30 protein-coding genes and 3 pseudogenes are annotated in these 26786 nt (G+C 61.1%); 17 read left to right on the top strand and 16 right to left on the bottom strand.

The genetic code is table 11. The features are described from left to right. The coding region (locus QM600_RS19045) for an RCC1 domain-containing protein (protein WP_502943025.1) at nt 1-652 on the bottom strand (652 nt) is incomplete at its 3' end. 390 nt (nt 653-1042) lie between these two features. Then, nucleotides 1043-1668, bottom strand: a pseudogene (locus QM600_RS19040) (IS6 family transposase); the annotation flags it as partial. Between the two features lie 252 nt (nt 1669-1920). On the opposite strand from QM600_RS19040, the gene QM600_RS19035 reads away from it, so the two are divergent. The 5 genes and pseudogenes from QM600_RS19035 to metA all read left to right on the top strand — a co-directional run bounded on the left by QM600_RS19035 (nt 1921) and on the right by metA (nt 7259). Further along, nucleotides 1921-4443, top strand: a complete 2523-nt coding sequence (locus QM600_RS19035; protein WP_283263107.1) for a hypothetical protein — start codon at nt 1921-1923, stop codon at nt 4441-4443. Between the two features lie 3 nt (nt 4444-4446). Beyond that, a pseudogene (locus QM600_RS19030) lies at nt 4447-4902 on the top strand (SDR family NAD(P)-dependent oxidoreductase); the annotation flags it as partial. After that, entirely contained in the window at nt 4899-5582 is a 684-nt protein-coding gene (locus tag QM600_RS19025; RefSeq protein ID WP_283263086.1) for a class I SAM-dependent methyltransferase, read from the top strand. The pseudogene QM600_RS19030 and the gene QM600_RS19025, both read left to right, overlap by 4 nt. A gap of 96 nt (nt 5583-5678) precedes the next feature. Continuing rightward, nucleotides 5679-5864: a hypothetical protein gene (locus QM600_RS29960; RefSeq protein ID WP_502943024.1), complete on the top strand. Its 186-nt coding sequence runs from the start codon at nt 5679-5681 to the stop codon at nt 5862-5864. Nucleotides 5865-6344: 480 nt separating this feature from the next. Next, on the top strand, nt 6345-7259 hold the full coding sequence (metA, locus tag QM600_RS19015) for a homoserine O-acetyltransferase MetA (RefSeq protein ID WP_283263085.1): 915 nt from the start codon (nt 6345-6347) through the stop codon (nt 7257-7259). A 417-nt stretch (nt 7260-7676) separates the two neighbouring features. Here metA and QM600_RS29955 read toward each other — a convergent pair whose 3' ends face one another. The 3 genes from QM600_RS29955 to QM600_RS19005 form a co-directional block, all read right to left on the bottom strand. Beyond that, entirely contained in the window at nt 7677-7760 is an 84-nt protein-coding gene (locus QM600_RS29955; RefSeq protein ID WP_502943028.1) for a hypothetical protein, read from the bottom strand. A 29-nt stretch (nt 7761-7789) separates the two neighbouring features. Continuing rightward, nucleotides 7790-7954 (bottom strand): recombinase family protein, encoded by a 165-nt coding sequence (locus tag QM600_RS29950; RefSeq protein WP_502943023.1) that lies wholly within the window; start codon nt 7952-7954, stop codon nt 7790-7792. Between the two features lie 153 nt (nt 7955-8107). Further along, nucleotides 8108-9010 (bottom strand): LysR family transcriptional regulator, encoded by a 903-nt coding sequence (locus QM600_RS19005; RefSeq protein WP_283263083.1) that lies wholly within the window; start codon nt 9008-9010, stop codon nt 8108-8110. Nucleotides 9011-9129: 119 nt separating this feature from the next. Between QM600_RS19005 and QM600_RS19000 the strand changes: the two genes are divergently transcribed. Both QM600_RS19000 and QM600_RS18995 read left to right on the top strand, forming a co-directional pair. Continuing rightward, nucleotides 9130-10221: an MBL fold metallo-hydrolase gene (locus QM600_RS19000; RefSeq protein WP_283263082.1), complete on the top strand. Its 1092-nt coding sequence runs from the start codon at nt 9130-9132 to the stop codon at nt 10219-10221. 32 nt (nt 10222-10253) lie between these two features. Further along, on the top strand, nt 10254-11693 hold the full coding sequence (locus tag QM600_RS18995; RefSeq protein WP_283263081.1) for an MFS transporter: 1440 nt from the start codon (nt 10254-10256) through the stop codon (nt 11691-11693). A 481-nt stretch (nt 11694-12174) separates the two neighbouring features. Here the strand turns inward: QM600_RS18995 and QM600_RS18990 are convergent, their stop codons facing one another. Further along, on the bottom strand, nt 12175-12780 hold the full coding sequence (locus QM600_RS18990; protein ID WP_283263080.1) for a hypothetical protein: 606 nt from the start codon (nt 12778-12780) through the stop codon (nt 12175-12177). Between the two features lie 74 nt (nt 12781-12854). On the opposite strand from QM600_RS18990, the pseudogene QM600_RS29945 reads away from it, so the two are divergent. Beyond that, a pseudogene (locus QM600_RS29945) lies at nt 12855-13383 on the top strand (IS6 family transposase); the annotation flags it as partial. Nucleotides 13384-13539: 156 nt separating this feature from the next. Here QM600_RS29945 and QM600_RS18975 read toward each other — a convergent pair. Continuing rightward, nucleotides 13540-14508: an NADPH:quinone oxidoreductase family protein gene (locus QM600_RS18975; protein ID WP_283263077.1), complete on the bottom strand. Its 969-nt coding sequence runs from the start codon at nt 14506-14508 to the stop codon at nt 13540-13542. 2 nt (nt 14509-14510) lie between these two features. On the opposite strand from QM600_RS18975, the gene QM600_RS18970 reads away from it, so the two are divergent. After that, the gene (locus tag QM600_RS18970) at nt 14511-14999 is read left to right on the top strand and encodes a transposase (protein ID WP_283263076.1); all 489 of its coding nucleotides are present in this window, start codon (nt 14511-14513) and stop codon (nt 14997-14999) included. 125 nt (nt 15000-15124) lie between these two features. Here QM600_RS18970 and QM600_RS18965 read toward each other — a convergent pair whose 3' ends face one another. The 3 genes from QM600_RS18965 to QM600_RS18955 all read right to left on the bottom strand — a co-directional run bounded on the left by QM600_RS18965 (nt 15125) and on the right by QM600_RS18955 (nt 17158). Beyond that, nucleotides 15125-15514, bottom strand: a complete 390-nt coding sequence (locus tag QM600_RS18965; protein ID WP_283263075.1) for a nuclear transport factor 2 family protein — start codon at nt 15512-15514, stop codon at nt 15125-15127. A 117-nt stretch (nt 15515-15631) separates the two neighbouring features. Beyond that, nucleotides 15632-16552 carry an ABC transporter substrate-binding protein gene (locus QM600_RS18960; RefSeq protein WP_283263074.1) on the bottom strand — a complete coding sequence of 307 codons (921 nt, stop codon included), beginning with the start codon at nt 16550-16552 and terminating at the stop codon, nt 15632-15634. 147 nt (nt 16553-16699) lie between these two features. Next, a complete protein-coding gene (locus tag QM600_RS18955) occupies nt 16700-17158 on the bottom strand; it encodes an Hsp20/alpha crystallin family protein (RefSeq protein ID WP_283263073.1) in 459 nt (152 codons plus the stop codon). 187 nt (nt 17159-17345) lie between these two features. Here QM600_RS18955 and QM600_RS18950 point away from each other — a divergent pair, with 187 nt between their 5' ends. The 3 genes from QM600_RS18950 to QM600_RS18940 all read left to right on the top strand — a co-directional run bounded on the left by QM600_RS18950 (nt 17346) and on the right by QM600_RS18940 (nt 19299). Then, complete coding sequence (locus QM600_RS18950) at nt 17346-17681, top strand: MerR family transcriptional regulator (RefSeq protein WP_502943027.1); 336 nt, start codon at nt 17346-17348, stop codon at nt 17679-17681. 162 nt (nt 17682-17843) lie between these two features. Further along, complete coding sequence (locus QM600_RS18945) at nt 17844-18356, top strand: hypothetical protein (RefSeq protein ID WP_283263071.1); 513 nt, start codon at nt 17844-17846, stop codon at nt 18354-18356. A gap of 46 nt (nt 18357-18402) precedes the next feature. Continuing rightward, nucleotides 18403-19299 carry a glucose 1-dehydrogenase gene (locus tag QM600_RS18940; RefSeq protein ID WP_283263070.1) on the top strand — a complete coding sequence of 299 codons (897 nt, stop codon included), beginning with the start codon at nt 18403-18405 and terminating at the stop codon, nt 19297-19299. A 5-nt stretch (nt 19300-19304) separates the two neighbouring features. Here the strand turns inward: QM600_RS18940 and QM600_RS29940 are convergent, their stop codons facing one another. Further along, complete coding sequence (locus QM600_RS29940; protein ID WP_502943026.1) at nt 19305-19418, bottom strand: CDGSH iron-sulfur domain-containing protein; 114 nt, start codon at nt 19416-19418, stop codon at nt 19305-19307. A gap of 117 nt (nt 19419-19535) precedes the next feature. Here QM600_RS29940 and QM600_RS18930 point away from each other — a divergent pair, with 117 nt between their 5' ends. After that, the gene (locus QM600_RS18930; RefSeq protein ID WP_283263068.1) at nt 19536-20609 is read left to right on the top strand and encodes an iron-containing redox enzyme family protein; all 1074 of its coding nucleotides are present in this window, start codon (nt 19536-19538) and stop codon (nt 20607-20609) included. Between the two features lie 14 nt (nt 20610-20623). Here QM600_RS18930 and QM600_RS18925 read toward each other — a convergent pair whose 3' ends face one another. Continuing rightward, on the bottom strand, nt 20624-21271 hold the full coding sequence (locus QM600_RS18925; protein ID WP_283263067.1) for a HemK2/MTQ2 family protein methyltransferase: 648 nt from the start codon (nt 21269-21271) through the stop codon (nt 20624-20626). Between the two features lie 256 nt (nt 21272-21527). On the opposite strand from QM600_RS18925, the gene QM600_RS18920 reads away from it, so the two are divergent. From QM600_RS18920 to QM600_RS18910, 3 genes are all read left to right on the top strand, one after another. Beyond that, nucleotides 21528-21710: a hypothetical protein gene (locus tag QM600_RS18920; protein ID WP_283263065.1), complete on the top strand. Its 183-nt coding sequence runs from the start codon at nt 21528-21530 to the stop codon at nt 21708-21710. A gap of 61 nt (nt 21711-21771) precedes the next feature. Beyond that, nucleotides 21772-22041 carry a DUF7218 family protein gene (locus QM600_RS18915; protein ID WP_283263063.1) on the top strand — a complete coding sequence of 90 codons (270 nt, stop codon included), beginning with the start codon at nt 21772-21774 and terminating at the stop codon, nt 22039-22041. Between the two features lie 56 nt (nt 22042-22097). Continuing rightward, on the top strand, nt 22098-22391 hold the full coding sequence (locus QM600_RS18910) for a hypothetical protein (RefSeq protein WP_283263061.1): 294 nt from the start codon (nt 22098-22100) through the stop codon (nt 22389-22391). 261 nt (nt 22392-22652) lie between these two features. Here the strand turns inward: QM600_RS18910 and QM600_RS18905 are convergent, their stop codons facing one another. The 4 genes from QM600_RS18905 to QM600_RS18890 form a co-directional block, all read right to left on the bottom strand. After that, nucleotides 22653-23096: a methyltransferase domain-containing protein gene (locus tag QM600_RS18905; protein WP_283263060.1), complete on the bottom strand. Its 444-nt coding sequence runs from the start codon at nt 23094-23096 to the stop codon at nt 22653-22655. Nucleotides 23097-23109: 13 nt separating this feature from the next. Further along, the gene (locus QM600_RS18900) at nt 23110-23832 is read right to left on the bottom strand and encodes a glycosyltransferase family 2 protein (RefSeq protein WP_283263059.1); all 723 of its coding nucleotides are present in this window, start codon (nt 23830-23832) and stop codon (nt 23110-23112) included. Nucleotides 23833-24027: 195 nt separating this feature from the next. Next, the gene (locus QM600_RS18895) at nt 24028-26178 is read right to left on the bottom strand and encodes a catalase (protein WP_283263058.1); all 2151 of its coding nucleotides are present in this window, start codon (nt 26176-26178) and stop codon (nt 24028-24030) included. Nucleotides 26179-26398: 220 nt separating this feature from the next. Further along, nucleotides 26399-26554, bottom strand: a complete 156-nt coding sequence (locus tag QM600_RS18890) for a DUF6131 family protein (protein ID WP_169633592.1) — start codon at nt 26552-26554, stop codon at nt 26399-26401. A 19-nt stretch (nt 26555-26573) separates the two neighbouring features. On the opposite strand from QM600_RS18890, the gene QM600_RS18885 reads away from it, so the two are divergent. Continuing rightward, nucleotides 26574-26786 (top strand): hypothetical protein (locus tag QM600_RS18885; RefSeq protein WP_283263057.1); only part of this gene is annotated, 213 nt, incomplete at its 3' end.

Genomic DNA, 26786 nt, shown 5'->3' with positions numbered 1-26786 from the left:
CCTGCCCGCTGCTGGTGTTTCCCCAGGTGGTGATGTGCCCGTCGGCGGTCAGCGCCACGGAATGATCGGCGCCGGCGGCGATCGCGGTGTAGCCACCGTCGGTGGGGGCGCCGGTGGCCTGCCCGCTGCTGGTGTTTCCCCAGGTGGTGATGTGCCCGTCGGCGGTCAGCGCGAGGGAATGGTAGAAGCCGGTGGCGATGGCAGTGTAGCCACCGTCGGTGGGGGCGTTGGTGGTCAGCCCGCCGTTGGTGTTTCCCCAGGTGGTGATGTGGCCGTCGGCGGTCAGTGCCACGGAATGGTATGAGCCGGCGGCGATGGCTGTGTAGCTACTACCGGTGGGGAGGCCGTCGGCCTCCCCGAATTGGGTGCTTCCCCAGGTGGTGATGTGGCCGTCGGCGGTCAGTGCCACGGAATGGTAGTAGCCGGTGGCGATGGCGGTGTAGCCGCTGTCGGTGGGGAGGTCATCAGCCTGCCCGTATTGGGTGCTTCCCCAGGTGGTGACGTGCCCGGCGGGTGTGACGGGCACGCCGACCGGGGCTGCTGCGGAGGGCAACGCTGCGGTCACCGCGATAGCGGCGGCTGTGAGGGCGACGAGGGCACTGCGGAATCGTCTGGGTCTGCGGAGTGGGTGGACGGGGTGCGGAGAAGTCATGGGTGAGGAGTCCCTTTTTTCTGGGGTAGGTGGTCTCGGTGCGACTTCGGCCTTGCGTAGGAACGGGACAAACACCGAAGGTATGTGTTGCCGCGGATTCGACGGTGTCGTCGAATCCGCGGTCGGTTTTGTGCGAATGGTAGCGGCTGTGGGTGGGGTCAAAGTGGCCAATGGTAGTAAGTGGCACAAAAGAGGCCGACCGGTTTGTTAGTGCTCGGGGCAGTCGAAGACGCGATGTGTGGGCGCCGTTTACCGTTGCGATTCGCACGAAAGGGTTTCGCAGGCATTGCCAAGTTGTTTGGAGTACAGCAGTTTTCGGGCGTAGCAAGGCATCACACGGAACGATCGGTCAGACAGCGACGGCCTGTTCGGCGACCTGATCCCACACCTGAAATCGGGTGCGGATTTCGGTTCGGTGTCGCTCGCAGTCATACGGTGCCGCGGTGGGCGGAAGTACGGGGAGATACGACTGAACGAGGCCAGAAACCGTTGCGCTGCACCGACGGAGCGGAATCCTTTCATCGCACGTTCGCGTTGTCGGGTCGGTTGATGGGAGTTCTCGCACCGATTATTCAAGTTCCGGTGTGCGACCTGGTAGCTGCGAAGTTTGTCGGTGATCAGTACCCGTGGCCGACGGCCTTGTTTCTTCAGAAGTGTCCGAAAGAACCGGGTCGCAGCCTCCCGTCCCGCTTTCCTTGGATCAGAATGTCGAGAACATTCCCGTGCTGGTCCACCGCTCGCCACAAGTACTTCCGCACTCCGTCGACCTTGATGAACACTTCGTCGAGATGCCACTTATCGCCAGTTCGGGGTGCTCTCTGCCGTAGCTGGCGGGCGTACTCGGGCCCGAACTGAGTACTCCAAGCGCGGATCGTCTCGTACGACACCGCTATTCCACGCTCAGCCATGAGTAACTCGATCTCGCGGAACGAGAGGGTGAACCGGTGATACAGCCACACGCAGTGCGCGATGATCTCCCGCGGAAACCGGAACCCTTTGTACGTCGACGACACCACCGCGTTATCCCAGATCAGGCGATCTCAACAACTTGGTAGTGCCAACAGCGGGTGTCGCGGGCTCGCATAACTGTTCTCGCGCCGGTGTCTCACTCCGGGACGTCGTCGGCTATGCAAAAAATATGCACTCGATCCCTACGGTGTGCGGGAGGACCGGCGTCACGTCGCCGCCGGCAATAGTTGTGTTCCGAGTGTGCGGGAGAGAAGTTCATGAGATCAGCTATTGAAGGCTCCAGGCGACTCTCGCGCTGTATGCGCAGCGGCGCCGGGGTGCTTGTCCTCGCCGTCGTGGTGGCCGTTGTTCCCGCTGTCGCGGTCTCGGCGCAAGAACTGCCGTCCGAGCCGATGACAGCAGAGACCGCCTCTGACATACCGCCCGCGACCGATGACGACAGTCCGTTGGTCGGCACCGGCGCGGCCGGGGCCTCGGGTGGGCTGTCGGCCCCGTTCAACAGCTTTGCGCCGGTCGCGGGCCGGCCCGCCGATCTGCCGATCGGAGTGACGTTCGAGGCTCTCTCCAGGGCACCCGGTGGTGTGATCAAAATCAACGGGGAGGACGTGCGCGACACCACCGACCGCAACCACTACTCCATCGCGGTGATCGACCGCGGCACGCGTGAAGTCAAGGAGTCCGGGACCGTCAACCTCGGGGCGACGTCCTACCTGTCCGATATCGCGCGCCGCTACCCCCGCACCAACGGCTACCTGATGGTCATCAGCGGCTTCCGCGGAGTTGTCGACCAGCGCAACCTCGACGCGCTGGCCGCCGCGGTCAGCTACCTCGGCGGGCGGCCCCTCACCGACGACGAGCGCTCTCTGCTGCGGTCCGGCCACGCTTTCTCCGTCGTCGGTATCCCCGGAGGAGCCGCGGGCGGTGCGTTCATCACCGTCGATAAGGGTGACGGCATCGGACCTCAGGGCAACGTGTACGGCTACCTGCAGGTCAACACCGCCACCGACCAGTACGGGGTGGTCAACCCGGAAAACCCGACGTTCGACACCACCAACACCGCTAGCACGCCGGGCGCGAGCGAGGTCCTGTTCGACCACAAACGCTATGCGACCGCCAGTTCCCAGGTGCTCGGCGCGGGTCAGTCCGGGTTCCAGGTACTCGCGTTCGACCAGGGACTGGCGAACACCAAGAACGTCACCGTCGCCACGAACGGGACCTCCGACGACGCCGCCGCGCAGACGAGGCTCGCGACCGAAATTCAGGACGCCGCGCAGGCCAGCGGATCCACTGTCGTGGTCCAGAGCATCGGCCACCCCGTCGCCCGCTCCAAGGGGTGGAGCGACGCCGCGGTCTGGATCGAGCGGCTCGGCGGGAACCGGCTGGCCTTCAACAACCTCGCCGCCGACTCCGACTACAGCCTGGTGGGCAGCCTCACCGCCGGTCCCGCCGCGATCGAAGCCAGCTCGATCCTCGGCAGGCCCGGACCGATCGCCGGCGGCCTGGCCCGCAACCGCGACATGGTCTTCACTCCCACTTCCGGGGGCCCGGCCGGTGGAACCAACACCGAGCTGATCGACATCTCCTATCAGGCGCCGCAATCGTTCCCTGCCTTCACCACCGGCCACTCCGACACCACCGCAGCCGGAACCGCCGCCGCGGACCTCTACATCGGCCGCACCCTGGGGATCTGTGCGCAGGCCACGCCGGTCTGCTCAGTGCGCACCGAGTACTACCGTTCCTTCAAGGCCGACTGGCATACGGTGGCGACCGACCTGGACTCGCGCCGGCTGGACTACCCCGGCGACGGCCGCAACTTCACCGAGGCCGACTACACCGCGGTCCGAACCCAGCTCGGGAGCGAGATCTCCATGGTCAACCGGGTTCGCACCTACTTCGCCGCCTTGCAGCAACCCTTCGGTGAAGCGGCACAGCAGGGCGCCATTGACCTGGACAAGATCACCAAAGCGGTCATCGACTCCATCGGCGCGCCCAACGACTCCGGAACCACCTCGTTCGTTCTGGGACTCATCGGCAAGATCGTCGCACTCGGCGGCTTCGCCGGCCCGCCGGTGAGCGCGGTGGCCGCCGGCCTCTCCGCAGCGTTCGGGCTCGGTGCCTACCTCAGTCAGCCATCCGGGCCGCCCCAGCTCGTCAACGACGTGCAGGTCCGCGCCTCCGAGCTGGGGCGAACGGCCCGCGCGCAGATGCTCGCGACCTCCCGCAGCATCACCGGCCTCACGCTGCTCGTCCTGAGCGACTACGGAAAGCTCACCGCCACCGCGGCCAGGCTGCCCACCACCAAGTGGACACTGCCCAACGACACCGGTCCGACGATCGCGAACCTCACCCTTGCCGCCCAGCGATCCGCCGCCGAGAAGCTGGTCCCGCTCGTTTTTCCCTGGCTGCTGCGCGGCACCCCGCTTCGGTCCGCCCAGTCGATGTCGTGTAAAAAGGTCATTCCGCGGGTCTCCACGGACATCCAGGTGCACGTGTGGAAGAACCAGCCGGCGAACGCTGCGCTCAACGTCCGCGACTACTTCACCGCTGAGGGAAGTGACATCCCGGCGCCCTACTGGTTCGCCAAGGCCAGCCTCGACGAAGATCGGGCATCGCCGCCCGCCAGTTTGACGAACATGCTCTTCGACCCGGCCAACCCGGCGACGGGGACGTTGGGGATCAACCAGCAGGATTTCATCAACCCGCGGATCTTCGGCGCAGCACACCAGGCGAATGACGCAGCTCCGCGGTGTGACCTGCGCGGCGTTCCCCAGAGCCCGTCACCTTTACCCAGCTCGGGCAGCAGTGGGTCCGCCCACCGTTAGCAGCAGGCCGCCATCCACTTCGACGACCTTCAGTGGGAGAGCTCATACAGCGCCAAGGGCGCCTACGGCCAGTCCAAACTCGCCAATCTGATGTTCACCTACGAACTACAGCGCCGGCTCGAACGACACGGCACCACCGTTGCGGTCGCCGCCCACCCCGGCGTGTGCAACACCGAACTCGTCCGCAACGCGCCCACAGCGCTCCGCCTGCCCCTCACCTGGATCGCGCCGCTCACCCAGAAGGCAGAGATGGGCGCCCTGCCCATCCTGCGCGCAGCCACCGACCCGACTGTCATCGGCGGGCAGTACTACGGTCCCAGCAGCTTCGGGGAGATTCGCGGATATCCGAAGCTGGTCAACTCCAGCCCCGACTCGCACGACCAAGCGGTCCAGCAGCGCCTGTGGACCGTCTCCGAAGAGCTGACCGGCGTCACCTACGCATTGCCGTGCACGTCGTGAACGGCACGCAATGCTCGGGAACAAGACTGTTCGTCGACCAGGCGCGCGACAATTTCGGCGACGTCGGAGCCGTCGCGCCGAGCAGTCCGTCCCTCGCCCGCGCGATGGTCGCGCCCCTCGATCGATACCGTTTGCCGCGGACCGTACTCGAAGTCGGGGCGGGGACCGGTGCGGTGACCGCCGCACTGATCGATCGGCTCGCTCCCGGCGACCGGCTCGACGTCGTGGAGTCCAATGCCGCCTTCGCGCGCGCACTTCAGACCGTGACCGAGGCGTCCACAATGACGACTCGACCACAGACGACGGTGCACACGACCAGGATCGAAGCCTTCCAGAGCGCCGTTCGATACGACGTGATCGTGTCGGGGCTGCCGTTCACCAACTTCGCGCCCGATGAGGTCGGGGTGATCCTCGACAGCTACGACGCGCTTCTCACCGACGGCGGCAGCATCGTCTACTTCGCCTACGTCGGTACTCGTCGGCTGCGGTCGGTCACCGCCTCGCGCAACGAAGCGCGCAGACACCTGGCGGTCGAGAAGCTGCTGTCCGACTACCGAGGGCGATTCGACACCTCACTCGCGACGGTCTGGTGCAATCTGCCACCCGCCCGGGTGTGGGACCTTCGGCGTAAGCGCAGACTTGCTTCTCGCCGGAAAAGCACAGGATGTCGGCCCGAGTGAGATCCTGCTATTCAAACCGCGGTGGAGCGCATTTCAGCGCACCGAACTGGAGTCGCTGCTCCGCACGCAGGAATGCGACACCCTCGTGGTGGCCGGATGCAACCTGCCGAGCCGAACTGTCCACGAGCGACCTTGTTCGACGCAAGCGAACGAGACTTCCGCACGGTGCTGGTCACCGACGTCGTATCGCAGACGACCTCCGAACGGCTGACCGACCTCGGAAAGATCGGCGTCAACCTTCACAGGACGACCGACGTCCTCGCCTCGCTACGCGCGAGGTAGAGGAGAGACCAACTGCAACCGTTGCGGAATCGCAATGTGTCTCAGAAGCCTGTCTTACCTTCTCCGGCGCCTACTTGAGTGTGTCTGACGTTTCTGAGACAGCCTTCCCTGTATGCGCCTTGTATGCGCCATACTTGGATATCGTCCTCGCTGTGATCGAGAATGGTCGCGGTGGTGACCTATTTCAGGTGCCGGTAGAGGTGGCGCGGCCGACACCGATGATCTCGGCGATGTCGGTCAGATGCATCCCGTTCTCCCGCATCCGTTGCGCCTGGACGAGTTTCGTCGACGGCATCTTCGGAGGCAGGCCACCGGTACGGCCCCGGGCCGCGGCGAGACCGACCTGAGTCCTTTCATGGATCAGGTTTCGTTCGATTATGTGGACAGATCGTCTTGCGACGCTGTTCTCGCGACGCTCCGCTAGAGCTATTGAAGCTCCGGGTCCTGCCGGCAACCGGACGCGGACTAAGCTACTGGGCGATGCCTGTCACTGTGCCGCGCGATCTTCCCGCCAGGGCCATCCTGGAGGCGGAGCGAATCTTTGTCATGTCCGACGAGCGTGCTGGACATCAGGATATTCGCCCGATGCGGATCGCCATCTTGAATCTGATGCCGATGAAGGTCAGCACCGAGACGCAGCTGCTGCGGTTGCTCAGCAATAATCCGCTGCAGATCGAGATCACTCTGCTGCACATGGCCAGCCATGTCTCGCGTACCACCTCTGCACAGCATCTCGAATCGTTCTACTCAACTTTCGATGACGTGGCCCACCTGCACTTCGACGGCCTCATCATTACCGGGGCGCCGGTCGAGAAACTCGACTTCGAGGACGTCGATTACTGGCCGGAGATGACCAAGATCCTTGACTGGGCCCGCAGCGCCGTGCAGTCGACTCTGCACGTCTGCTGGGGTGCGCAGGCGGCCCTCTACCATCACTACGGTGTCCGCAAACACGAAGTCCCACAGAAAATCTCCGGTGTATTCTCCCATCGGATCACTGGCGCGCGGTCGCCGATCGTCACCGGGTTCGACGACGAGTTCCTAGCGCCACACTCACGGCACACCGGTGTTCACGCCGCCGACATCGAGGCCACCGGTGAGGTCGAGGTGTTGGCGGTGAGCGAAGAGGCCGGGGTCTATTTGGCAGCCACCGCGGACGGCCGCCAGGTCTTCGTGACCGGTCACCCGGAATATGATGCGGACACCTTGGCACGTGAATACCGCCGCGACAGCGAGCAAGGACTGCCGATCCCAGCTCCGGCGCACTACTTCCCCGGCGATGATCCCACCGCCATTCCGCTCAACCGATGGCGCGGCCACGGACACCTGCTGTACTCCAACTGGCTCAACTATTGCGTCTACCAGGAGACACCGTTCATTCCAGGCGAGGTCTGACTGGCTAAGCCTGAATGCACCGATGTACTGATTCAGTCGTTATGAATTCTGTTGCGTGCCATCGGGTGAGCTGCGGGCGTGGTTGATCAGCCGACCTCAGTTTCCTGCTGTCGACACGAGATTGGGGTCGTCGAAGAAAAGTCTCATTCTTTCACTACAGCAGGGCATTTCGTGTCTATGACTTGTGTTCGGCTGTTATTGGATCGGTGCATCCAGGCTAAGCCAGTTCCCTCGACAATTCCGATATGCGCGTGGTTATCCGCCGGTGGCGTTCGGCCTCACCCCTCCCAGCCTCGCCCTTGGGCGTCGGCGATGAGCTGGTGCTCGATCGCGAACAACCCACTTGCTTCCACACGGCGCCGATTGTGCCTGCACACGCTGCGATCGGCCCAATGTCCACCAACAATAGGGTCTCGTCTACTTGAGGTGGCCGCACTGCGTCGTGCGCCCGACGCCGATGATTTCGGCGATGTCAGTCAGGTGCATTCCGTTTTTCCGCATCCGTTGTGCCTGTGCGAGTTTCGTTGCCTTCATCTTCGGGGCCGGTCACCGGTGCGGCCTCGGGCTCGGGCCGCGGCGAGACCTACCTGAGTCCGTTCCCGGATTAGGTTTCGTTCGAATTCGGCGAGAGCGCGCCGAAGATGGAAAAGATTAGTTTGCCGCCGGAGGTAGTGGTGTCGATCGCCTGCTTGCAACGAATAGTTCTCAGCGACTGGCGGTCTGGGAAAACGCGACAGAAGGTGGGGCGGAGTCAGATTTAGATGTAGTGGGAACGGGCCGGAAAAATAGATGGAGATATGTGTGAAATCCCTTGTTGCGCAGTTGAAACGCTTGATCTTGCAATCTGGTCAGAATGGATCGAACGCTGACCGGCAGAATGTGAGAAGTTCCTCGAGTTTCCGGCTGGGTTGTGTCCCTTCCGGATAGGCCATGACAAAAGCATTCTCCGGCACGGTTTCAGTTATATCCTTCAAAACCAACGGGAACCCTTCCTGCGTTGTGGGTCCTGGCCACATCGAGAGCAGTACCGAATATGCAAGTCCCCGACCGACCATGGAACGGATCGTTTCTGTGTTAGACGAACGCCACCGAACATCAGGCTGAAATCCCATAGAACGAATCATCGACTCCACCAGCGTTCCCGACGGCTTGACGCTCGACAGTACAGCGGGAAGCCCGTCGAGATCCTCGAAGGAGACGCGTGCCTCGGCAGCCAGTGGATGATTGGCCGAGAGAAGCACTTTCGGTATCACGCGCACGATGAGCGAAGACGCAATATCGGCCTGCAGGTGTCCTTGGAGGATGAGGCAGGCATCAAGCTTGCCTTCCAGAAGTGATGCCTGTAGTTCCGTCGACGAGCCTTCCGTCACCGTGACAGTTACGCGGGGGTGTTCCTGAGCGAAATGCTCGATCACGGCCGGCATGATCCGCGGCGAGTAGGCGCCGTAACAGCCCATTCGCAGGCTGCCGGTCAGTTCGCCCTGTAGTTCTCCGACTACCCCGGCCAACTCGTCCGTATCTGCCAGGATTCGCCGCGCCCGCGCTGCGACGGCCACGCCCGCGGCAGTGAGTACAGACCCCTTCGACTTTCTCCGAATTGCCAGTGGCGCACCGAGTTCGGACTCCAGTTGCGTCAAAGAGAGGGAGACTGCTGTCTGTGAAACGAACAACTCGTCACCTGCAGCGGCCAACGATCCTGCGTCAGCAACCGCGACCAGATACCGGAGTTGACGCAGCGTTATTTGATTCACAAGTTTTCCTTTGGTTCATGCACTGTTATAAGTGTTTTACAAAGGATATGGCATGGAGCACAGTAATGCGGTGCACGCCGACTCTCGGCGAAGACACTGATTTCGAAGGATGTACGGGCATGAACCATAACCACCGCGGACCACATGTCGTCGCCCTCGGTACTGCCGGCGGACCCCGCTGGTGGACCGGTCAAGGCGCTGGTGAGCGGCAAGGCATAGCCACCGCCGTCGTCGTCAACGGATCGACATACCTCGTCGACTGCGGACATGGTGTCGGTCGCCAACTGATGCTTGCCGGATTGCCATTAGGCAGTCTCGCCGGAATTTTCATCACGCATCTGCACTCGGACCACACGGTGGACTTGGCCTCACTGACAGTATTCGGCACGCTCGCCCTGGGATCGCAAGGCGCTGGGCCTGTCCGCATCATCGGCCCCGGCGACCGCGGCATGCTGCCGCCCGTTTCCGCGCATGCCTCCGGGAGCGTTCCGAAAGCAGTGGGAGGGGTGGACACGACTCCTGGTGTCGAAAGCATGTTCCGACACCTGGTCAATGCCTACGCCACCGACCTCAACGATCGGATCTTCGACACGCTCCGTCCGTCACCGTACGACATGTTCAACGTCGCCGACATCGAGATTCCGACCGTGACCGGCTATCACCCGAATGCGAATCCGTCGCCCGACATGGAGCCCTTCGAGGTCTACCGGGATGACAACGTCACTGTGACCGCGGTGCTGGTCGAACATCCTCCGATCGCACCGGCTTTCGCGTATCGCTTCGATACGGCGGAGGGGTCGGTGACCATCTCGGGCGACACTGCACCCTGCGACAATCTCGTCCGTCTGGCATCACACACCGACCTGCTGATGCACGAGGCGATCGACTTCGACTCGATTCGCCGCGGATATCAACACGAAAGTCCGGCAGCGGCCGACGCCGGCATGGAACATCACCGCAAATCTCATACCTCGGCACGACAAGCAGGAGAAATCGCCACCCGTTCCCATGCTTCGCGCCTTGCGCTACATCACCTGGTCCCGGGCACTGCCGACCCCACCGAGTGGTGGAAGGCGTCCGAAACATTCGACGGCGAACTTTTCGTTCCCGCCGACCTCGACATCATCCCGTTCCATCGGATCCCCACACCGCCCGCGGACGTTTGCTTCGATTCCGCCGGCACACCAGAATCACTTGCCGCAGGTCTGTGACACCCGACATCACCTTTAGAAAAGGCATCATCATGACTGCGAACTCAACTGCCGCGCCCCCCGACCGCGATCCGACCCAGATACGCCGTGTCCTGTTCTCCAGTTATCTGGGCAGCGTCGTCGAATTCTACGATTTCCTGCTCTACGGAATCGCCGCATCCCTGGTCTTCGGCCAGGTCTTCTTCGCCAATCTCGACCCAGTCTTGGGCACGATCGCCTCATTCGGAACGTTGGCAACCGGCTATATCGCCCGTCCGCTCGGCGGCATCATCTTCGGACACTTCGGCGACCGAGTAGGCCGCAAATCGATGTTGGTGATCACCATGAGCATCATGGGCTTCGCCTCCACTCTGATCGGCCTGTTGCCGACCTACGGCCAGATCGGCGTTGCTGCTCCGATCCTGCTCGTGTGTCTCCGGATAGTGCAGGGCATCGCTGTCGGTGGCGAATGGGGCGGCGCGGCACTCATGAGCCTGGAACACTCCACCAAGAACCGAAGAGGATTTTCGGCCAGTGTCACCAATATGGGCGGACCTTCGGGCGCACTGCTGGCGACTTTGGTGATGACCGCGTGCTCCACCATGCCTGAGGCCAGTTTCATGTCCTGGGGATGGCGCATCCCATTTCTGCTCAGCGCCGGGCTGGTGGGACTGGGCCTGATGATTCGATTGCGGGTGCACGAGTCGCCGGTCTTCGCCGCCGCACGAGCGGCCGAGGCCGAGCGGGTTGCGAATGGCATCACGATCGAGAAGCCCTCCGCGCCGCTGGTCGAGGTCCTGCGCCGGTACCCCAAGAACGTTCTCCTCGCAGCCTTCGGCGGCGCGGGTGCATTTGTCATCCAAGGTCTCCTGGCCACCTTCGCGATCACCCTTGCGGTCGGCGGCGGGGCAGACCGCACCGTGGTGCTGCTAGTTCACGGGTTGGGCTCTTTCTTGCACATATTCACGATCCCACTATTCGCCGCATTGTCGGATCGAGTCGGCCGCCGGCCGGTCATGATCAGCGGGGCGCTGGGCGCAGCAGTCCTTGCGTATCCGATCTTTCAGATGCTCGCGTCCGGAAACGAGAAGTTGGTGCTCGCGGCATTCCTGCTCGGAAACCCGTTGGTTCAAGCTGCGATGTACGGCCCTCTGGCCGCGTTTATCTCGGAGATGTTCGGTACCAACTCGCGGTATACCGGCGCGTCATTGGGTTACCAGCTAGGGACAACACTGGGCGCTGGGTTGGCGCCGCTGAGTGCGGCGACCCTTCTCGCTTTCGGGGGCGGCGATCCTGTCTGGGTTTCTGCGATGGTGGCCACGATCTGCCTGATTAGTGCACTGGCCATCTACTTCACCCGCGAGTCGTATCGTGACGACATCGACCTCAATGAGGGTGGCAGCCTCGATGGAGCTGATTCTGACAGCAAAACTTGCCAGTCACAGGCAGGAGCGTACGAGGCTGGCGTTGGTTTTAGAGGTGCAGGTTCTTAACCTCGGTACGGATGTGGGGGAGTTGACCGAACATTCATCCTCCATCGCCCGGATATTGTGCGCATCGACCCAGGCCTCATGATTGGCGAATGCCGCGATTGGGCAGCGGCTGGTGCAGGTGCGACTGTTCTGCGACCACGTTGCGGAAGAACCGACTGCACGGATCCGATCTCGTTGTCCAGGAACGATATACGCCCTGCGAACCCTGAAGAGGTGAACTGCGGTTTCGCTGTGGCCCTAGCTCTGCCCGATGAAATCGGTATCTCGGTTTCTCCGGAGTTCATCCACCGATTGACCACAGATCGGAGATGGTGGACATCCTCATCGGTCGCGAAGGTCGAATGTGAGGTGATCGGGGCCGGCATGGGAGTCGGTGGCGTCGAGTGTCGCTGGTGGGGAGTCGGTAGATAGCACGGCCGTACGGGTACACGACGGTAAATCGGCTTGCCGCCCATCCGAGGCGGTTAGAGCCGGGCGGATTTTATCGGTTGAGGTGGTCGGCGAGTCGATTGATCGGGCGGGTGTCGAGAGTCAGATTCGTCGGCGGGTGCTCTCCGGTGATGTGTACGCCGGCGCTGGCGCGGACATGGGCGTCGCCGCCAATGGCGACGGTGGTGGTGTCGGTGGCCGCGATGCGGGTGTGTCCGTCGGCGTGGACGTGGCATTGGCAGTGTGCGAAGACGATGGCGTGCTCGTCGGCGCGGATGTCGGCATTATCGGTTCCGGCGATCTGACTTGAGTCGTGTGCGTCGATGGTGGTGGTGGTGTCGAAGGCTTCGACGTGCGCGAAGTCGTAGGCGATTACGTGGGCGTGGTGGGTGGCTTGGAGGAAGCATCGGCCGGCGGCGGTGATGGATCCGCCGGTGACGGCGGCGCAGGTTTGTCCGGTGATGGTGATGTCGACGTTGTCGGGGATGTGTCCGAGGTCGAGCCATTGGTCGGGGCCGGAGTCGATGATCAGTGTGGTGGCGCCGGCATCGAGGTGACGGGTGAATTCGCTGTAGCTGTGGACGGTTAACGCGGGGCCGGGGTGTGGGGAATGGCGGCGGGTGCGCCGGCGCGAGGGGTTGTCGATGGGTGCGTTCATGAATCGATATTGCCTGTGTTCGAGGAAGGGCACTGTCACGTTGTTGAAGTCGGCGAACTGGGAGAGTCGGTGGGGTGAGCACCGCAGTGCCGTCATGCAAGGGCCACCGCTACCCGGTCGAAATAATCAACCACTGTGTGTGGTTGTACTTTCGGTTCTCGCTCAGCTTCCGCGGCGTCGAGGAACTCATGCTCGAACGCGGTGTCGCGGTCAGCTACGAGACGATCCGGCGGTGGTGCACCAAGTTCGGGCAGGCCTACGCCAACCAGCTGCGCCGCCGACGCCCACAACCCGGTGACAAGTGGCATCTCGACGAGGTGTTCATCCGGATCGACGGCACCCAGCACTACTTGTGGCATGCGGTCGACCAGCACGGCACAGTGCTTGACGTCCTGGTCCGCCCGCCGAAACGGTAACGCCGCCAAGCGATTCTTCCGCCGGCTACTCAAGGGCTTGCACTATGTGCCGCGGGTGATCGTCACCGATAAGCTCGCCAGTTACCAGGTGCTGCGCCGCGAGATGCTGGCCTCGGTCGAGCATCGCCGGTCGAAGTATTTGAACAACGGGGCTGACCGCGCCCGAGGGGCGCACCGAGATGGCCGACCGATTCGCGGTCTGGCGGGAAGTCACCGCGAGCGGTGTTGCCTCCTGAAACATTGACAACCCCAACGGGATTACATCGCCGCATACTCCAAAAGAACGGCACCGCTGATTCTTTCAATTAACGTGACAGTGCCGTCCAGAGTTCGGACGTGGCGGTCATTCGAAAGACAGCGCCACTTTTCCGATCGCCGAACGTTCTTTCAGCGTCGTCAGCGCATCGACTGCGCGAGCCAAGGGATAGAGAGTCGGTTCAGGCACCTGCAATACCCCCGACTCGAGTAACGGGTAGAGCGCATTCCATTGACGCGCAAGATACCCTGGATCCGTCTTCAAATACCCACCCCAACCTGCACCCATCACCGAGATATTCTTCAACAGAAGCCGATTGACCTTGACTGTGGGTATCTCACCGCCCGCGAAACCCAACACGATCAGGCGCCCATTCGGCGCGAGACTCCGCAAGCTGTCCGTGAATCGGTCACCACCGACGGGGTCGAGAATGACGTCGACCCCGCGACCCTTCGTGATCTGCTGCACTCGTTCCTTCCACCCGTCGGTCAGCACAACGTGCGTTGCTCCTGACTCGGTCGCAATCTCCGCTTTCTCCGGAGCACTCACCACCGCAATGGTTTCGAGACCCAGCGCGGTAGCGACGTGCAGCGCTGCAATACCTAACCCACCCGCAGCACCGTGAACCAACACTGTCTCGCCGACTCGATACCGCGCTCGCTCGTCGAGAGCAAAATGCGCGGTCAGGTAGTTCACGAGGAATCCGGAACCGGCTGCGAGAGAGACGGAATCAGGGAGGGAGAAGACCGACGACGCATCCGCGACCACGGTTCGCTGCCAGGATCCTCCTTCGGTGGTCAAAACAGCAACTCGCTTGCCGGGGGATAGACCGGATCCTGCTGGCGCACTCCGAACTATTCCAGCGCCCTCCAACCCCAGAACGCAAGGTAAAACACGCGCCATCTGATGACTGCCAGTGGTCTGAAGTAGGTCAGGAAAGCACACTCCGGCAGCATGCAGGTCGATCACAACCCCCGTCGAGTCAACCGGTTCGGCCACCTCCACCAGTCGTAAACCTTCCGGTCCGGTCAGTTCTTCTAATTGGACTGCTCTCATATGTGCTCCTCAAACTGGCCCTGGCGAAATCGTTGACTGGAGTTCCCGCCGGATCCCGTCGCGGATGGGGTGGAGGGAAGCGAACGAATGGGGTCAAACGGCACATTGCGGTGGACGTCAACGGGCAGCCGCTCACGGTAGTGGCGACCGCCGCCTCGATCCAGGATCGCGACGCCGCGCACCGGATACTGCCCGAACTGCGGGGCAGCTCCCTCCACTATCCAGCTCATTTGGGGCGACGACGGCTACCCGGGCGGCTGCTCGGCTGGGCGAAAAGCGTACTAGCCCTGCAGGTTGAGATCATCAGACGGATCCCCGGCGCGAGTGGATCTCACGTTCGGCCCCGGGTTTGGGTAGTCGAGCGCACGTTTGCTTGGATCAACAAGTATCGCCGTTGCGTCCGCGCTTACGAGAGCCGACCTGAGCACCATGAGGCCGTCATTCACATCTCCATGATCGGCCTCATGACCCGGCGCCTTGTACGGACATGACCCAGTTTCCGAATGTTCTCTTACATCGCAGCATGCTCCAAGCCAATTGCGCCGCTAGGTCTTTCAATCAACGTGACAGTGCCATGAATGGTGTGTGCATCAGATTCGGGATGATTCACCTCGGGTCATCCCGGATTCTTTGCGGACATGATCGTTTCACGGTCGTAGTACTCCAGCCATTCGGTGATCAGGCCGTGCTCGATGCTGAACACTCCGACAACGGGAATCGTGATCCGGTTTCCCTGGAAAATGAAATTGTCGACGCGTTGTACGAACACCCGGCCGTCGATGACTCCTATGGTCCGGTCGCAGAACTTCATCTCGGTGATGTTGATGGTGTGCGTATCCATTCGCTTGGCGATGGCGGATCGCCCTACATGCGGATCTTGCATCACACTGTGGAGCACGCCGTCCTCGGCGAAAAGAGCCGTGGCCTTGTCAAATTCGAGATTCTCCCAGATCTGGAGCATTTCCTCGACGAGCTGCACCTTCTGGCTGTCAATCGTATTGCTCATGGCTTCTCTCGGATTCCTGTGTCTGTCAACGTCAACGGTGTGCCGAGCATGAGCTGAGCAGGTCGGGTTGCTTCTACCGTTGGTAGGAGCAACCCGACCTGTCGATCAGTGCGTCAGTTATTTGGTCATCGAAACGCCGCCGAACTCGACTTTGCCTGTTTTCCAGATCTCCAGTCCGACAACCTTCTTATTCGAAGCGATAGCGCTCAGTGATTCGAACAGCACAATCTGGCTGGCCGCCGGGTGCTCGACGAATTCGCTCATCAGTTCCTGGAGGATCAGGGCGCGTTTAGCCGGATCTGTTTCGGCGCGCTGCTGGTTGTTGAGTTCGATTGCTCGCACGGAGGTGAGATTGGCAGGGTTCTGCGAACCACCGGGCATGTACAGCAGATCGATCGTGGAGGTGGGATCGGGACGTCCGGTCCAGCGAAGGGTCGCTGCCGCAATTGTTTGATCGATGGAGATCTGCTGGCTCAGTGCGGCTGCTTCGACGCTGGTGACCTTGGTGCGAATGCCGATCTTGGACAGTTGGTCGGCAATGGCCTCGTTGATGCGCTGTGTAGGACCGGACACTACCGTCAGTGTCAGGTCGAATCCGTTGGCGTAACCGGCTTCGGCGAGAAGCGATTTGGCCTTGTTCGGATCGAATGGGTAGTTCTCCACCGCGTCGTTGTGTGCGAAGTAGCCCTTGGGAAACGGCTGATTGGTGACGCGACCGTAACCGAACAATATGCCGTCGACAAGTTCTTGGCGGTTGATGGCCAGATTGATGGCCATGCGGACCTTTTCGTCCTTGAGAGCCGGCTGCAGGTTCGGGTTGAGGCCGATGTTGCCGAAGCCGAGATCGAATCCCTCAATGACGTTGAGTCCTGCGTTCTTGGCCGGATCGAGTTCGGCTTCGCGAACCTGACCGGCGTCGGCGCTGCCACTCTTGATTGCGTTGAGGGCGGCCGTGGAGTCTGACATGTAGATCATTTCGACGCCGCCGAGGGTTTGAGCTGCGGGGTTCCAGTAGCCGTCGAACTTTTTGACCTTCATCTTGACGGCACTGTCACATTAATCGATTCGGCGCCTTCCTGAAATCTCACCAGCCTCATGAGTCACACACGAGCAGGAGGTTTCCGAACACGGATCGACCACAATCAGCGCTTGATTGCTTAACGTGACAGTGCCCTCCGGACTGCTTCACGCGTCGATTTGCCTGCTCTCGTGCCCACGCCCCACCTCCCCGTCACTATGTGCGCTATTGATCGCGATCTTGCGGGGTTTGGCCTGCTCCGCGAGCAGGATCGTCAACTTCAGGACCCCGGCGTCGTAGCGGGCCTTGATGTGATCGGTATCGAGGTTCTCGCCCAAGAACAGCTGACGGCTGAACACCCCTCGCGGGTGCTCGGCTGCGATCATCTCCTCGTCCATCTCCTTGTCACCTTCGCGGACCGGCCGCTCGGCATGCACCGTCAGCACGTTGCGGTCGAGGCCAAGATCGAGGGAATCGGGATTCATCCCGGGCAGGTCGAACTCGACGACGAACCGTTCTTCTTCCCGCCAGGCGTCCATCGGCATTACCGCCGGTTGCGACGTCGTACCCAACAATTGGCGGGTCAGGCGGTCGAGATCACGGAAAGGATCGGTGCGCATCAACATTTTCTGTCACCTCCAGGAACTGTCACTGGAACCAACACCACATCTACCCGATTTCTACGGTAGGTGCTGTAGATTTTTTATTTCACCGACTCTAGATCGGATCAAGAGCATTTTTGCGACAAATCTGACGGGACGACCAGTCATGACGTGCACCCCGATCATTGTCGAACTACCTGGCCTGTAAGCGATTTCGGTGACATCGGAACTGTCCGGATTCACCGCCGGCGCGCTGCGTCTCTACGAGCAGTACGGGCTGATCACCCCCACACGCACCCGCGGCGGCACACGCCGCTACAGCGATCCCGACCTCACCCGCCTCGGCCGGATCGCGGACCTCATCGCCGACGGCATCAACCTCGTCGGCCTCCGCCGTGTCCTCGAACTCGAAGAAAGCGCCGCCGTACTACGACGCGACAACAGGTGCCTGAGTGAGGACAACAGCCGTCTACGCGCAGAAAGGATTAGTGGTCCCAACGGCAATGCTCTTGCGTCGGAATCTGTTCAAATGTCGAGAAATGAGTAATGTCGAGAAATGAGTAAACCACCTCATGGCGTTGCTCATGGACACACCTGTCGTTGCCTCCGGATCCTGGATGATGTTGCACTGCAAGCGAATGACCGCGAGACCCAATGACCCGGAAAACGTGCACTTCACGATCCATCGCGTCGCACTTGGGAGGGTGACATGATCGGCTATCGATCTCGAACGTCCGAGGAACACGCCGCCACGGTGTACCTGGTAGTGCACCTCTGCGGCGCGATGCTGGGTCTGCAACTCGCCCGATCTCTCGCAGATTCCAACGGATCGTGGGCCGAGGGCCGCCTGGACTCCCTGCCGAGTGAGTTGGAATACGAAATCGGGGAGTTGCTGCACTTGATCGAAGACACCCAGGAGATTTCACTACCGCGCTACCCGCAGTTCGACGCGGGACTGAATCGACTGAGAAAACTCGTCCACATCGAGGCGTTGTGGCAACGCCGTCTCGTGCGACTGGCCGCTCTCGAAGTCATGCGAACCGCGCTGTGCGGCAAGAGCGCAATGTGGGAAGTGCTTCGCGACATACCGGCTGGCGAGACCGCAGAACAGCATCGCGAACTCAATGCTCTCGTTTCGAAGCAGATCGAGACAGTGACGGTTCTGCACCACCGCGCCGCGGCAGAAGCTTTCAACCCGACTGAAGGGAGGACGCAACACTGACATTGCCGGCACTGAACGAGTTGAGATCACAAGGTGGAGGACGAAGATGCCCGACCAATACGCCATGCAGGATCCCACCACGCGGTATCCCGCGCCCTCGCGGGACCAACAGTCGGAGATCCCACACCCTGGCCTGACGAACGAAATGACCTCCATCCCAGACCACGGGGAACATACCTATCGGGGTAGCGGACGACTCCAAGGAAGGCGTGCGATCATCACTGGCGCGGATTCGGGCATCGGACGCGCAGTAGCGATCGCCTTCGCTCGCGAAGGCGCCGACGTGGTTTTGAGCTACCTCGACGCGGAAGAATCCGACGCACGTGAAACGGTCTGCTGGATCGAGGAGGCCGGCCGTAAGGCGATCACAATGCCAGGTGATATACGTTCCGAGGAACATTGTTCGGCTCTGATACAGGCAGCGGTGCAAGAACTCGGCGGTCTGGACATTCTCGTGAACAATGCAGCGTTTCAGATGGTGCAGATGGGCGGTATCGCCGATATCACCACCGAGCAGTTCGATCGTGTGATGAAGACGAATCTCTACGCGCTTTTCTGGCTCTGCAAGAGTGCCGTGGCAGTGATGGAGCCCGGATCGACGATCGTGAACACGTCATCTATTCAGGGCGCCGACCCGTCTCCTGAATTGCTCGACTACGCAACCACCAAAGCCGGCATCATCGACTTCACGAAAGGGCTGGCTTCGGAAGTGGCGAAGAAGGGAATCAGAGTGAATTCCGTTGCCCCCGGTCCGATCTGGACCCCCTTGATTCCGGCAACGATGCCGAAGGAGAAATTCGCGACCTTCGGAGAGAATGTGCCGCTCGGCAGAGCCGGGCAGCCGGCTGAACTCGCGCCCGCGTACGTGTTCCTCGCGTCGGGCGAATCAAGCTACACCACGGGAGAAATAGTGGGCGTGACCGGCGGCAGGCCAATCACTTAAAGCGTTCATTTCTCTTTGGGTCGTCGAGCTTTCCGCTTCTTGTGGGTACCGTCGCAGGAGGGCGGAATTCCCGTGCCACCGCATCGGCACAGCCGTACCGTTGCGCGTTGATGGCGGATCGGATGTCCGTCAGCGTCGAGCAGAGCTGCCGGACCGCGAACGAGAAGCGGTCCGTGGGGGCATACCGTACTCGTGACAGCGCGGTCGTCACCCTCACCATTGGAATCGGAGTTTACATGTCCTCCATACAGATTGATCGATTGCCGACAAAGGCAACTGCAACGGGCACCCGCATGCCGATTCCGGCGCCGCGCGGACCAGTCAGCGCGCTGTTGATATCGGTCTTGTCCGGCTCTGACGGTAACCCGACGGCCTTCACCACTGCAGCCCGGGGTTTAGCAAGCGAACGCGATGACAGGTCGATTGTGTTCGACGACGACGCCCAACTGTCGCTGACGATGCTGTACGAACTGCATCTACAGGGACTCGACAGAGTATCGGACGCCTGGGAATGGAATGTTGATCTGCTCGCCGGACGCGCTGCGTTGGAGGCCCCCTTCGAGGCAGCGGTTCGCGAGATAGCCGCTGCCCACCACCAAGGGTCCGACGACGTCGTTTCGAAATTGTGGGCAATGACCGCCCCGTCAACTGGACCGAGCATGTCGAAATTCATGGCGACGGACGCCACTGCCGAGCAGTTCAGCGAAGTACTCATCCACCGTTCCCTCAACCAGCTGCGGGAATCCGACGTGCACACGTTCGGAATCCCCCGTTTGGCCGGAGCGCCGAAAGCTGCGCTCGTAGAAGTCCAATCCGACGAGTACGGCGGAGGACGACTCGAACGTATGCACTCCACCCTCTTCGCCCACACCATGCGCGAACTCGGACTGTCCGACCGGTACGCGCATTACCTCGATGTCGTTCCTGCAGTTACCCTCGCGAGCCTCAATGTGCTTTCGTTTTTCGGGCTTCATCGCCGTCTTCTCGGTGCCCTGGTCGGCCATTTGTGCGCCGTGGAGACCACATCGTCACTGCCTAGCAAGAACTACAGTGCCGGGTTGCGTCGCCTCGGTTTCGGCTCGCGAGCAACACTGTTCTACGACGAGCACGTCGAAGCTGACTCCGTCCACGAGCAGATCGCAGTCCGCGATCTCGCCGGCACGTTAGCGGAGCAAGACCCCGCAATGGGCGCCGACATTTTGTTCGGCGCCGCCGCCTGTCTCTCGTTCGACGATCTGTTGGCAGAGCACATCACCGGAAGTTGGGATCGAAGCGAGACGTCACTACGCAGTTCGCCCACACGAGAATAACTCCAGAGAGAAAGTCATCTGACCGCGCGGATCACCACGATCTCTTCGGTGCGTTGCCCGGTGTCGATCAGCCCACGTGTCTCGAAAAGTGTTGCGCGCGAAGAAAGCACACGCCCGAATGGTATTTCGGCCCGGTCAGCGATCTCGACGGACAATCCCTGTTCTTCCAGTATCGTCTGGGTCTTCTCGACTCCGCTGAGCGCAGATTGCGCGATCAACAGAACTCCCGACTGCATGAGCATTGCAGGCGCCTGCACACAGATTCGATCCAAGAGCATTCGACCATCCACACCCGCATCCCATGCCCGTTCCACTCCGCGAGTAGGCAGGACGTCATCGAGCGTGGGTACGTACGGTGGGTTCGACACGATCACGTCGAAAAGCTGCCCTCGCACGGGTTCGGTCAGATTCCCGCGCATCACGCGAACAGGATGGCGCCGCAGGCGTGCGTTGATCCAGGTGGTGGCCAACGCTCGACGAGAGATGTCCACCGCAGTGACATGGCCGGCGCCCGCAGCGGCGGCACGTAGGCTCAATGCGCCCGTCCCGGTGCAGATGTCGAGCACGTGCGAGTGAGGTCCTAGGGTCTCGCGCGCCAATGCGCCGGCCAGCAGCCAGGTATCTTCCTGCGGTGGGTAAACGCCTGGCAGTCGCACTAACATCGGTGTCTCCTCAAAAGTTGAGCGTTCTGCGGTCAATGGCTGTTCGAGCAGTGATGGGGTATCCGCTCCGCCTTTTCGCACGTGCGGTGCATATGAGACGAAGGATGCTACGCGCCCGCGAGATCAAGGAGCTACAGCAAGCTTTGCATCCACGCGTGATATTATCTGTTTCCACGGATGCAGATTAGCCTTTCGGTGCGGCCCAAAAGTCACCCTCTCGACAAACCTGTCGAGAGGACCGACCCCAGGAGGCACGATGATCGACAAGCAAGCAGTTCTGCGAGACGACACACCCGATGACGCCGAGATCGTGACACCCGAGTCAGGGGCCGTCTACGCGGGCAGAGACGTGCAGTCCGACCCATCTGGCGACCAAACCTGGTCCGACGAGGGTGGCGCCACCAAACAAGGCCCGCCGACCGATCCGCACGACGGATAGAGTTCGGCACACTCCACCTTGCGCCGGATTGTGATGCAAAACCGTCAAGGAGTGATTCGTTATGCCACAGAAGAGTCCACAGCCCCAACTCCAGGACCCAAACCTGTACGAGAAGTTACGAGAGCAGGGCGACTCCAAAGAGAAAGCTGCTCGTATATCGAATGCTGCCGCGAATCGCGGACGTTCTAGCTTAGGAAAGTCGGGTGGACAGTCGCCACCGTATGAGGACTGGATTGTGAAGGATTTAATGAATCGCGCGAAAGAACTCGGCCTACATAACTATTTAAATCTGCACAAGGAAGAGTTGATCGATCTAGTACGGCATCATTGATGCTTCGGGGTGATATTCGGGACCGCTCGACAACAGTTCTGAGAACGGAGAATACAGTGGCTGAGGCGAACGAAAGCTTGCCGATCGACAACGCACATACCAATCGATCCCATGTAGGCGAAGGGATCGCGGACGGACGCAATTATCCCGGTTACATACTCATCGGACTTGCGCTCGCCACACTCGCATTAGCTTTGGTGGCTTCCGGTTACGGATTCAAGGGTTGGGCACTGATCGCCGGGATCATCTGCGCCGTGTCGCTGGTATGCGGGGTATCTGCCGTGCTCCTCGAACGACGACGCGTCAAACGACTTGAAGGCTTGGATCTCACAAGCCAAGAGGGTCATTGACATTTCCGCTACCTCGCCAGCCCCTTCCCGAGACCCGAAGTGGTGAGATACGACTTCCCGGCGAACCCCAACGCCCCCTCGCGTCGTAGCTGGTTTTCGGATGATCTGTTCGGGTGTGTGTCGTTTACGTCCAGCCATGAGATGAAGCCTTTCCGGCCCTTGATCAGAGCAGAAGGATTCTATAACTTGCTAGTCACTTGATGGGGGTCATGGCACATCGAGGTCGCTGGCTCGGGTGTTAGAAATCGGGCATTGCAACGGTCAGTCGAGGAGCCCCTCGCACGTGGCTACTGATTCGGGTGTCGTACCGACGGGAACGAAGGTTTCCAGAAGCAGATCGAGGTCCTCGTATCGGGCTGTGCGTGTGAGGGCTTGCTGCTGGGAAAGGGTCTCGTGCACTTCGTCGCCTGTCATCGGGTAATCGGACACAGGATGCCGCCAGTGCGCCGCCACCAGCACGCCGTCCGTCGTGAGATGCGCTGTGGCTTCGTCCACGACACGCGGAAGCGCAGACGGGTCGAGGTAGTAGCACACTTCGCTGAGAACGATCAGGTCGAATGTGGTGTCCGGCCACGGATCACCGAGCGCCCAGTGAACGAAGGCCACGTCTGGGTGGGGAGTTCGCTCCATCCGTGACCGAGCTGACGCGAGAGCCGACTCGACGATGTCGGTGGCCAGTAGGCGGTCACATCGAGGCGCGAGCACGGTGGTACCGATTTCACAGGTGCTCCGCGACCGCGACTGGACTTTCCGGGGAGCCGTGCTCGAGACCGCGGAGATGATCACCGAAACCTCCGCGTGCTCGAGGCGTTCTCCGGTCGGACGTGGTCACCACGTTCCGTTCATCCCACGCGATCCGTGCCCCCGCATCGCTCATCCGTTCCACCAGGTCGACGTCTTCCGAGACGGCCAGCGGGCGGAATCCGCCGACCCGGTGGTAGAGGTCGGCCCGCATTCCCAGGTTGGCCCCGTGGATGTGGCCATGATTATTTTTCCCACGTCGGCGATACGCGTTGTCATATCGCCGACGGGTCCGTTCGGAATGTGTGGACCAGTCGACCCGGACCTTGCCCACGACCACATCGTGATGTGGCCAGTAGTCGAGTTGGTCGACGTACCACGACTCGGGAACTGTCGAGTCTGCGTCCGTAGTCGTAAACCAGACATCCTCGCGGCCGATGCTCCCGCTTGCGGTGAACCCTGCGGCTCTGGCGGCGCCTACGTTGCGGTACTCCACGACGAGTACGTCCGCGAAGTCTCCGACCGCATGTGCGGAACCATCCGAACACGAGTCGAGCACGACGATCGTCGTCACCGGAACCGGCACGGAGTCGGCGGCGCGCCGAATACTCCGTAGACAGGCCGGCAGCAGTTGCTGCTCGTTATGGGCGGGTATCACAGTGACGACAGCCCGCACAGTGTGGGGAGATTTCAACTGCATCGACGATTCTCCTTGTTCGATCTACAGGTCCGTCCTAGGCGGAACATATTTCGTCGTGCCGAGGAATCGACGGATCTACAGAGTCGATGGTGCAGCGGACTGCCGATTTCGGCTACGCCGGGGCGAGCCACCGAGTGAGCGGGCAGTTTTCAGTCGCGAGTGTCGACTTTCCACTGCCCGCTCTCTGAGAAATCCTCAGAGTCGACTCCAGACTCGATGCGACGCGAGCAGCGTGACTACCTGCTCGCGTACCGATGCGCTGTCTTCGCCGGTGACGATGCCGTCCGACGCAATGAGCTCAGCTGATTCGAGAAGGACTGTCCCGTCGTTCCATGCACCGATGACCTTGCCGTGGCGGAACATTTCCGCGAGAAGAATGTCCAGCCGCGGATCCGTCGGGGCTCCGGCGAGAAGAAGTGCATCGAACTCGATCGATCGGGCAGTGTCGAAGGTGCGCGAGACGGGAACAGTGACCGAGCCTGAGTTCACTGTGCCGCCGTGCGGGCCGAGCACCAGCGGCACCATTCCATCGGCGGCGAGAGCCGATACGACTGCTCTGACCCCGGCTAGGTCCGAGTTCTCATCGGCCACGATGCCGACCACCCTGCCGGCAACGGGCCATTCGGCGCCTACCTGAGACAGAGCCGGGCTTGGTGCCGGAGCGTCGTCGAAGGGGACGGACGGTTTCGGGGCCGGCAGGCCCAGACCGGCTGCGACAGTCGCGCACAGTTCGGAATTGATGTTGGCGATCACGAGGAGGGCGCGTTCTTTGATCGGTTGTTCGTAACACTTTCCCAGTTCGAAGGTGTACGCCTGCGCCACATGGGTTTTCTCGATATCACTGAGACTGCTGTAGAAGAGTCGCGCCTGTGAGAAATGGTCGTCGAAGGAGGCCGGAGCGACCCGGAGTTTCGTCGCGGCCTCCAGCGCTACCGGTACGTCGATGAATGCCCCGGACTCTGCCCCGGCCGCGAACGGGCAGCCTCCGTCCAACGAGTTCGGTTTGTACGGGGCGACACCGGAATGAACTGCGCTCTGGTGCATTCCGTCGCGGAACATGTCGTTGATCGGTGCATGTGGACGGTTGATCGGGAGCTGACCGAAGTTGGGGCCACCCAATCTACTGATCTGGGTGTCCAAGTAGGAAAAGAGTCGGGCCTGCAGTAGGGGATCGTCGGTGACATCGATACCAGGAACCAGATGGCCGGGGTGGAACGCGATCTGTTCGGTTTCGGCGAAGAAGTTGGTCGGGTTCGCATTGAGAGTCATCACCCCGATCGGCTGAACCGGGGCCAGTTCCTCGGGAACGAATTTGGTGGGATCGAGGAGGTCGATGCCCTCGAACATCTGCTCCGGAGTGTCGGGAAAGACTTGGATGCCGAGTTCCCACTCCGGGTAGGCGCCAGCTTCGATTGCGTCGGCTAGATCGCGGCGATGAAAATCGGGATCGAACCCGTTGATCAGCTGTGCTTCCTCCCAGACAACTGAGTGCACACCCAGTCGCGGCTTCCAGTGGAATTTCACCAGTGAGGTTTCACCGTCGTCGTTGAGCAGTCGGAAGGTGTGAACGCCGAATCCCTCCATCATCCGATATGACCGTGGAATGCCGCGATCGGACATATTCCAGAGAGTGTGCGCGGTCGCTTCAGTGTGTAAGGAGACGAAATCCCAGAACGTATCGTGTGCGCTCTGCGCTTGCGGAATCTCGCGGTCCGGATGCGGTTTCGCGGCATGAATGATGTCAGGGAATTTGATGCCGTCTTGGATGAAGAAGACCGGGATGTTGTTACCAACGAGGTCGAATGTTCCTTCGGCAGTGTAGAACTTGGTCGCGAACCCCCGAGTGTCTCGGACTGCATCCGCTGAGCCGCGTGAGCCAAGGACCGTGGAGAAGCGAACGAATACCGGAGTTTCCACGCCTCTACGGAGGAAGCCTGCCTTGGTGACCTTCTCAGCGGCACCGAACGCGCGAAACACTCCGTGCGCTCCGGCACCACGGGCGTGGACGACACGCTCGGGGATCCGTTCGTGATCGAAGTGGGTGATCTTTTCCCTCAAATGATGGTCCTGGAGCAGTGTCGGCCCACGTGGTCCGGCTTTGAGGGAGTGATCGGTGTCGCGGAGGCGGGCACCTTGCGCGGTGGTCAGATATTCACCTTGCTGTCCGCGTGCGGACTGAGGTCCGTCGACAACTGTGGCTGTTGCGGTGCGAAGCTGCGGGGAAGATTGATCGGCCTTCGGTGGCAGCGGGAGGCTGGGCTCGATAGGTTCTTCCAGCGGCGGTGTTGTGGGTCCAGGGGCGCCTGGGATCGGCGGATTCTTCTTTGCGGCCACTTTCTTGGACATGATGCCTACTCCATTTCGTGTCGGAACCTGCCAGAAATTTGTGCCCACGCCAGCGCTCATAATCCCGAGGTCTGGAAGATGTGTCCTTGACCGCGGTAGAGGACCAACACTTTGTTGCGATGGTCATGAAGAATTTGCGCCGACGCGGGACTGATCCGGTGGAGCGGGCATGGTCTGTTGCGACCGGCCCGCCCCACCGAATTATCTTCAACGAGGTGGATCAATACCAGACTTTGCGGCCACCCACTGCGCGGCCGGTAGTGCCGAGAAGCGTCAAGACTGCACCTACGACCACCAGAATGATTCCGATGGTCGTCAGAATGCTGATCGCGGTGAAGTAGCCGACCAACGCCAAAATGATACCCAGAACGATCACGGTGAACCCCTTTTCTCTCATGCGGTTTCCCGATGTACATACCGGTGACTACCGATACGAAATTTTCACGTCGCAGAACACGGTACGAGTGTGCGGCGCGGGCACCTGTCCCCGTAAGTCTCTTGACTGCGGGGACAGGTGGGTACTGCTGCTCGTTCTCGTCGCAGAACGCTACCTAGTTGGTGAACTTGTTCTTGATATCGCTCGCGGCGTCGGAGATATCGTCGCCGAC

Origin of the sequence: Rhodococcus sp. IEGM 1379 (assembly GCF_030056815.1) — a bacterium.
In the GTDB taxonomy this organism is placed as follows: Bacteria; Actinomycetota; Actinomycetes; order Mycobacteriales; family Mycobacteriaceae; genus Rhodococcus_F.
The sequence above is the reverse complement of the archived record's forward strand: the minus strand, read 5'-3'. Positions and strand labels throughout refer to the sequence as shown.

Excerpts from the sequence above, each read along its gene's own strand:
- QM600_RS19035 (WP_283263107.1), top strand. The coding sequence starts at position 1,921 with ATGCGCAGCGGCGCCGGGGTGCTTGTCCTCGCCGTCGTGGTGGCCGTT.
- QM600_RS29960 (WP_502943024.1), top strand. The coding sequence starts at position 5,679 with ATGCAACCTGCCGAGCCGAACTGTCCACGAGCGACCTTGTTCGACGCA.
- metA (WP_283263085.1), top strand. The coding sequence starts at position 6,345 with ATGCCTGTCACTGTGCCGCGCGATCTTCCCGCCAGGGCCATCCTGGAG.
- QM600_RS29955 (WP_502943028.1), bottom strand. The coding sequence starts at position 7,760 with ATGCGGAAAAACGGAATGCACCTGACTGACATCGCCGAAATCATCGGC.
- QM600_RS19000 (WP_283263082.1), top strand. The coding sequence starts at position 9,130 with ATGAACCATAACCACCGCGGACCACATGTCGTCGCCCTCGGTACTGCC.
- QM600_RS18995 (WP_283263081.1), top strand. The coding sequence starts at position 10,254 with ATGACTGCGAACTCAACTGCCGCGCCCCCCGACCGCGATCCGACCCAG.
- QM600_RS18990 (WP_283263080.1), bottom strand. The coding sequence starts at position 12,780 with ATGAACGCACCCATCGACAACCCCTCGCGCCGGCGCACCCGCCGCCAT.
- QM600_RS18975 (WP_283263077.1), bottom strand. The coding sequence starts at position 14,508 with ATGAGAGCAGTCCAATTAGAAGAACTGACCGGACCGGAAGGTTTACGA.
- QM600_RS18965 (WP_283263075.1), bottom strand. The coding sequence starts at position 15,514 with ATGAGCAATACGATTGACAGCCAGAAGGTGCAGCTCGTCGAGGAAATG.
- QM600_RS18960 (WP_283263074.1), bottom strand. The coding sequence starts at position 16,552 with ATGAAGGTCAAAAAGTTCGACGGCTACTGGAACCCCGCAGCTCAAACC.
- QM600_RS18955 (WP_283263073.1), bottom strand. The coding sequence starts at position 17,158 with ATGTTGATGCGCACCGATCCTTTCCGTGATCTCGACCGCCTGACCCGC.
- QM600_RS18945 (WP_283263071.1), top strand. The coding sequence starts at position 17,844 with ATGATCGGCTATCGATCTCGAACGTCCGAGGAACACGCCGCCACGGTG.
- QM600_RS18940 (WP_283263070.1), top strand. The coding sequence starts at position 18,403 with ATGCCCGACCAATACGCCATGCAGGATCCCACCACGCGGTATCCCGCG.
- QM600_RS18930 (WP_283263068.1), top strand. The coding sequence starts at position 19,536 with ATGTCCTCCATACAGATTGATCGATTGCCGACAAAGGCAACTGCAACG.
- QM600_RS18925 (WP_283263067.1), bottom strand. The coding sequence starts at position 21,271 with ATGTTAGTGCGACTGCCAGGCGTTTACCCACCGCAGGAAGATACCTGG.
- QM600_RS18920 (WP_283263065.1), top strand. The coding sequence starts at position 21,528 with ATGATCGACAAGCAAGCAGTTCTGCGAGACGACACACCCGATGACGCC.
- QM600_RS18915 (WP_283263063.1), top strand. The coding sequence starts at position 21,772 with ATGCCACAGAAGAGTCCACAGCCCCAACTCCAGGACCCAAACCTGTAC.
- QM600_RS18900 (WP_283263059.1), bottom strand. The coding sequence starts at position 23,832 with ATGCAGTTGAAATCTCCCCACACTGTGCGGGCTGTCGTCACTGTGATA.
- QM600_RS18895 (WP_283263058.1), bottom strand. The coding sequence starts at position 26,178 with ATGTCCAAGAAAGTGGCCGCAAAGAAGAATCCGCCGATCCCAGGCGCC.